Annotated in this window: 8 protein-coding genes; 3 read left to right on the top strand and 5 right to left on the bottom strand. The window is 41.6% G+C overall.

Annotated features, from left to right (window positions below; genetic code table 11):
* The 4 genes from LQ203_RS10690 to LQ203_RS10675 form a co-directional block, all read right to left on the bottom strand.
* On the bottom strand, nucleotides 1-609 hold a 609-nt coding region (locus tag LQ203_RS10690), incomplete at its 3' end, for a ClpXP adapter SpxH family protein (RefSeq protein WP_230157888.1).
* 35 nt (nucleotides 610-644) lie between these two features.
* Nucleotides 645-1,049: a globin gene (locus LQ203_RS10685; RefSeq protein ID WP_230157852.1), complete on the bottom strand. Its 405-nt coding sequence runs from the start codon at nucleotides 1,047-1,049 to the stop codon at nucleotides 645-647.
* Nucleotides 1,050-1,274: 225 nt separating this feature from the next.
* Nucleotides 1,275-1,925, bottom strand: coding sequence for a lytic transglycosylase domain-containing protein (locus LQ203_RS10680; RefSeq protein ID WP_230157850.1), 651 nt, complete (start codon nucleotides 1,923-1,925; stop codon nucleotides 1,275-1,277).
* 33 nt (nucleotides 1,926-1,958) lie between these two features.
* Nucleotides 1,959-2,537 carry a CYTH domain-containing protein gene (locus LQ203_RS10675; protein ID WP_230157849.1) on the bottom strand — a complete coding sequence of 193 codons (579 nt, stop codon included), beginning with the start codon at nucleotides 2,535-2,537 and terminating at the stop codon, nucleotides 1,959-1,961.
* Between the two features lie 315 nt (nucleotides 2,538-2,852).
* Between LQ203_RS10675 and LQ203_RS10670 the strand changes: the two genes are divergently transcribed.
* From LQ203_RS10670 to LQ203_RS10660, 3 genes are read left to right on the top strand one after another with little or no spacing between them, the layout of a single operon-like run.
* Nucleotides 2,853-3,473 (top strand): GTP pyrophosphokinase family protein, encoded by a 621-nt coding sequence (locus LQ203_RS10670; RefSeq protein ID WP_290370571.1) that lies wholly within the window; start codon nucleotides 2,853-2,855, stop codon nucleotides 3,471-3,473.
* Nucleotides 3,474-3,522: 49 nt separating this feature from the next.
* On the top strand, nucleotides 3,523-4,317 hold the full coding sequence (locus LQ203_RS10665) for an NAD kinase (protein ID WP_230157844.1): 795 nt from the start codon (nucleotides 3,523-3,525) through the stop codon (nucleotides 4,315-4,317).
* 17 nt (nucleotides 4,318-4,334) lie between these two features.
* The gene (locus LQ203_RS10660) at nucleotides 4,335-5,249 is read left to right on the top strand and encodes an RluA family pseudouridine synthase (protein ID WP_230157840.1); all 915 of its coding nucleotides are present in this window, start codon (nucleotides 4,335-4,337) and stop codon (nucleotides 5,247-5,249) included.
* Nucleotides 5,250-5,339: 90 nt separating this feature from the next.
* Here LQ203_RS10660 and prpE read toward each other — a convergent pair whose 3' ends face one another.
* Nucleotides 5,340-6,083: a bis(5'-nucleosyl)-tetraphosphatase PrpE gene (prpE, locus tag LQ203_RS10655; RefSeq protein WP_230157835.1), complete on the bottom strand. Its 744-nt coding sequence runs from the start codon at nucleotides 6,081-6,083 to the stop codon at nucleotides 5,340-5,342.
* Nucleotides 6,084-6,092: the final 9 nt, after the last annotated feature.

Raw genomic sequence — 6,092 nt, 5'->3', positions numbered from 1 at the left:
AGAATAGACACCGGAAACTTTTATTCCTTCTTCTTCAATATTTTGATTGAAAAAGACAAGGGAAGGTATTTCCGTCACTTCCATTTCATTTGTGATTTTCATGTCACATTGAAAACCCTTGGCTGCACTTGAAGAATTGATGTCATAAAGGAATTCCTCCACATCCAATCCAACCGATTTGGCACACTCGGTCAAGACCTCGATATTGGAAATATCCTTTTTCCCAATGAATACATATTCTTGTAGCTGTCTTAAAAAGCGAATGGCCAATTTACGGCCCTGCAATTCTGCTGCTTTAATGGCGATGGAAGCTGTATATGGAGAAGAGATTGGGTTTTCAGACCAAAGGCTTCCGTCACAGGACATTCCTGAGCGGCTGGCTGTCTTTTCCCAAACTTGAGCAAGGTTTTCATAATTTTTATTTTTCCCCATATTAAGAGAATCGATTTTACCGCTTAAAACATGGCGTAAACTGAATAATTGGCCATATTCTATCTGTAATTTTCGAATAATTGGTTCTAAGCCCCAGCACTCGGGACAAAGCGGATCAATAAAAACATAAATTTCAATTGGCTTTTTTCCTATATCATAGCAATGCTGCGTTTTGATCCAATCAGAAACATTGAAAACTGGTTTATGTGCGCTCAACTGTCTTCTCCTTTCCCGTCCATACCGGATGAATTGATCATATGTTGTGCCGTCAAATAAAGGCGGTGGTAGAAAAATTCCCTAATTTCACCCTCAAGGCCCACTTCGTCCATAGCTTGATACATACATGATAGCCATGCTTTCGCACGTTCTGGTGTAATTTCAAAAGGTATATGTCGAGCCCGCAACATTGGATGGCCATGTTCTTCAGTATATAAAGAGGGGCCACCTAAATATTGAGTCATAAATTGTTTTTGCTTACGGACCGTTTCTGTTAAATCGACAGGGAAAATCGGCTGGAGATCCGGGTGTTGACTAACGTTGGAGTAAAACAAATCAATTAACCTGTGTAATTGCCCTTCTCCAATTAATTCATATGGTGTAGGGTTCCCTTGCGTCATGTTGATTACTCCTTTTAAAGAAAGATGGTTGATATTTATTCATATTTTATCAATGACGTACTGATATAACAAATATATAGCTTGAAGAAAATTTTACATCTGTAGTATGACACAGGGGAATGGACTATAAAGGCTGCTTTTTTGGGGGCGATGCTTTTTTTTCTGTCTGTCTTGAAAAATAACATGAAAAAACTGACCCATCAAAAATAACAGGGTCAGCTTTCGTTAGTTTGAAAATGTGCCATACACTTTTTGAACATAATTCTGTGTTTCCTTAAAGGGTGGAATGCCGTTATACTTGTCTACATTTCCTGGTCCTGCATTATATGCAGCAAGGGCGATTTGGATGTCCCCTTCATAACGGGCCAGCATTTGACTTAAATATTTACTCCCGCCCATGATGTTTTGTTCTGGATCTGTGAGATCATTCACTCCGAGGCTCCTTGCCGTTGCCGGCATTAACTGCATAAGCCCAGTTGCACCAGCATAACTGGTAGCATTTGGGTCGAAGTTCGATTCTTGTTTAATGATCGACTTAATCAATTTTTCCGGGAGATTATATAAAGTGGCCGCCTTGCTGATGATTTCATCGTAATTTGTGCCGGATTCGCTAGTCTCATGGTTAGTATGGGCAGTGGCTATCGGATTAATGGATGTAAGGCTGCTGGATTGGAGTAAGTTCCTTGCTTCCGTTTCCACATTGGTTAATAAGGAACCCAATGTCTGAGAAGTGCCTTGAAGACTATCACTCGAAACCAGCTCCGACATCATGTCCTGGAAAATGGAACGGGATGAATGAGTATTTGTGATGTTTCCGTTTGTAAATTGCTGAATCGCCTGCAATTCCATAAATGTTTTGAAATCTTGGATTTTCAAACTCTCCACCTCCGCAAATGGGTTCAAGCAGGATTAGCCCTGGAATTTGGCACGAAAAAACCTCTTAACTTTATTTTCGGTTTCTCTTTCTGGAATTTGAAGGGTTTCAAGGAGAGTCTGGAAAATTTTTTTTCCAGCTTTTGCGTCCGTCACTTCATATTCAAGCTCAAAGTCTTCCTGATTCACATACGAACTATGATCCAAAACAAGTAAACCCATTTCGTATGGAAATTCAAACCGGTCCGTCTGTAGGGTCCCAAAACAGGTAAAGTCTTCAGGATTGATTCCGCTTTCGAGGATAAGATGTTGGATCACCCCATCCGGGAAAGCATTATGATTCAGGAATGCATGAGCGGTTTCTTCAGTGATCTCTTGATTCGTTTCCAATAATCCCTCAGTCGCAGGCTGCTTTAAAGTCAGCTCGAAATGCCCATTTTTTTCCCTGATCCGAAGCGCAGAGTTCTGATTTTTCAGATGGAATTCCACTGTATCGAAATAATGATTTTTCTGTGATGCAAAGCTCGAGACATCGATATGAAAATAATCGATCAGTTGACGAAATTCTTTTTCGTTTAAGAGGTTTTTGTATTCAATTTCAATGTGCTGGTTCATGTGTTTCTTCCTTTCTGACTGTTCTCTTAGGTTAATCATATAAGAACCTTATCAGCTGTCAAATCGAATGCAATAATTTTTTACTATTGTACTTGAATATTTAGGAATCAATTGCAGGTTATGATAAAATATAAACGTTGATCACGTGAAGTGATTATAGTTTATAGAGGATATCATACATAATTTTTATTAGTGAAAGATTTTAGAGAATCAAGAAGTGAGGCAGTGTGTTTTAGGACCGCTGGATAAGGGAGAGCGTTCTGCCCATACCATAGTTGAACAGACGCTTTTTAGATAGATATAGGTGGTGTGGCAATGGAGAATTGGGACGATTTCTTGGCGCCTTATACTCAGGCTGTCGAAGAATTAAAGGTTAAGCTAAAGGGATTAAGGAAACAGTTTGAGAGAGAGAATATTCACTCACCCATCGAATTTGTAACAGGCAGGGTAAAGCCGATTGTCAGCATTTTGGATAAAGCCAGTCAAAAGGATATTCCCATTGATAAATTGGGAACTGAAATTCAGGATATTGCAGGCCTTCGCATGATGTGCCAGTTCGTAGATGATATCGAACAGGTAGTTGAACTTTTACGGGGACGCAATGACTTTGATATAGTCGAGGAGAGGAATTATATTTCTCATAAGAAAGCAAGCGGCTACCGTTCTTATCACGTGGTCATCCGCTACCCGGTCCAGACAATACATGGCGAAAAAAATATACTTGCTGAAATTCAAATCAGAACACTTGCGATGAATTTTTGGGCAACGATTGAACATTCGTTAAGTTATAAATATAAAGGCATTTTCCCGGAAGATATTCAATTGCGGCTGAAGCGTGCAGCTGAAGCGGCATTTCTGCTTGATGCAGAAATGTCACAAATCCGTACCGAAATCCAGGAAGCGCAGCGTCTTTTTTCAAGGAAGAAAGACTCTTAAACCCATTAAGGGGTAAATAAGAAGAAATCTAATGGTAAGGTGGGATTACATGAAATTTGCGATTACGTCAAAAGGGGATGCGAAATCGAATACTTTAATGCAAAGGATGCGAACGTATCTTCAGGACTTTCAATTGGAATATGACGAAGATCAGCCGGATATTGTCATTTCGGTTGGTGGTGATGGCACATTATTATATGCATTTCACCGTTATAAGAATCGTTTAGACAAAACGGCCTTTGTTGGTGTACATACGGGTCATCTAGGTTTTTATGCGGATTGGACCCCAGAAGAAATTGAAAAATTGGTCATAGCTTTAGCAAAGACGCCATTTCAAATTGTTGAATATCCATTGCTCGAAACAATCGTCCGTTATCAGCATGGAGGACGTGAAACCAGATTTTTGGCATTGAATGAATCGACCGTAAAAAGTGTTGAAGGGACGCTCGTCATGGATGTCGAAATACGCGGTCAGCATTTCGAGACGTTCCGAGGGGATGGTTTATGCATTGCGACGCCATCTGGAAGTACTGCGTATAATAAGGCTCTTGGCGGAGCCATCGTCCACCCATCAATCGATGCAATCCAGATCACGGAATTGGCATCGATTAATAACCGGGTGTTCAGGACAGTCGGATCACCACTTTTGCTTCCGGCACATCATACATGTATGTTCCGGCCTGTCAACGCGGTCAATTTTCAAATTACGATCGATCATCTAACCCTTCTTCAAGAAGATGTAAAGTCGATACAGTGCCGTGTGGCAGATGAAAAGATCCGTTTTGCCAGATTCCGCCCATTCCCTTTCTGGAAAAGGGTACATGATTCATTTATTGCTAATTAAGGAGATAGACTCACCTCATGTCAAATCAAAACTTCTCTTTGACCTGGTCGGTTTTTGAAGAGGATTCCGGCTCTTTATTGCGAGATTTTCTCAGCAAATGGGATATTTCAAAACGTGCATTAACGGATATTAAGTTTAAAGGCGGACATATCATGGTAAACGGCAACATCGTCACTGTCCGGGAACGGATCGAAACTGGCGACATCGTCACTGTCATTTTTCCGCCGGAGCAGTCAAGCGAGGGCCTTTTGCCGGAACCCATCCCCCTGAATGTCAGGTATGAAGATGAATTTGTATTGGTGGTGGCCAAGCCGCCTTCCATGAATACCATTCCTTCCAGGGAACATCCGAACGGCAGTCTTGCTAATGGCTTGGCGGGTTATTATAAGAAGATGGGAATCCAGGCAACGATCCATATTGTTACAAGGCTTGATCGCGATACGTCAGGTTTGGTTTTAATTGCCAAGCACCGGCATATCCATCACCTTTTAAGTGAACAACAAAAATCAGGACAAGTTAAACGGAGATATCAAGCAATTGCCGAAGGCCTTGTTAAAGGACCAAAGGGAGAGGTAGTTGCTCCAATCGGACGGAAATCGACCAGCATCATTGAGCGGGAAGTTCGGGAGGATGGCCGGTATGCCTGTACTTTATATGAGGTATTGGCACACACTGACACGCTTACCTTTCTCAAGTTGGAACTCCAAACAGGGCGGACACATCAAATCAGGGTCCATATGGCTCATATTGGGCACCCGCTGGCTGGTGATGATTTATATGGAGGGAACAGGAGAGAGATCCCTCGCCAAGCCCTTCATTGTTTTGAACTGAAGTTTTTACATCCTTTCACGAAGGAAATGATGTTGTTTCAAGAAGAGTTACCTGAAGATATGACCCGATTGCTCGAGAGCAGCAAAGGCTGGGATTCCTGACAATGAAACCAGGTTGCTTAAATCGAAAGCAAGACTATGAAAGTAATCGATAGACGCAAAAAAACTCACCAAGCTGGCGAGTTTTTTTGGTTAATCAAAAGAAGTCCTGAATTTTTCCGCTAAATAAGGCATAGTTGATGGCACCTCTTGAATATCCAATTCAGGATAACGGACAGCCGTTAGTTTTCCACCGAAGACGCAGCCAGTGTCAATATTGTATGTATGATTGACTCGTCTTGCTTCAGGGACTGGTGTATGTCCATACACGATCCACGTCTCCCCTTTGTGGGATTGAGCCCAGTCCTTCCTGACCGGAGACCCGTCTGGATGTTTGGAGCCATTGATATCACCGTAAAGGACAAAGGTTTTTACCTTACTGCCATATTGACCAATATAATCACTGCGGATCCCTGCATGGGCAATGATCAAACGACCATCATCAATGAGTTGATAGAGTGGGGAACGCTCATACAGTTCCATGAATTTTTTACGGATCTTCTTCTGCTCGCGAATATTTAGTGATTCATATTCAGCTACTGTAGTCTCTAAACCATGTGAGATTTGAACCTTATTGCCAGAAAAATATCGATACAGTTTATTGCAATGATTACCCGGGGCATATCTTGCAAGATTTTGGTTAATGACTAATTCATGGACAACCTCGATTACTTGAAGGGAATTTGGACCGCGATCGGTTAAATCTCCTACAAAGCCAAGGATTCTTCCCGAAGGATGGACTGGTATGCCGCTATCCCAGGCATAGCCCATTTTTTCCGTCAACTGTTTGAATTCGGTGAAACATCCATGAATGTCCCCGATGATATCGATGTTCATTTGTCACAC

The organism is Peribacillus sp. Bi96, from assembly GCF_918698115.1.
Classification (GTDB): Bacteria; Bacillota; Bacilli; order Bacillales; family DSM-1321; genus Peribacillus.
Note: the sequence above shows the minus strand (reverse complement) of the source record. Positions and strands in the feature narration are given on the sequence as shown.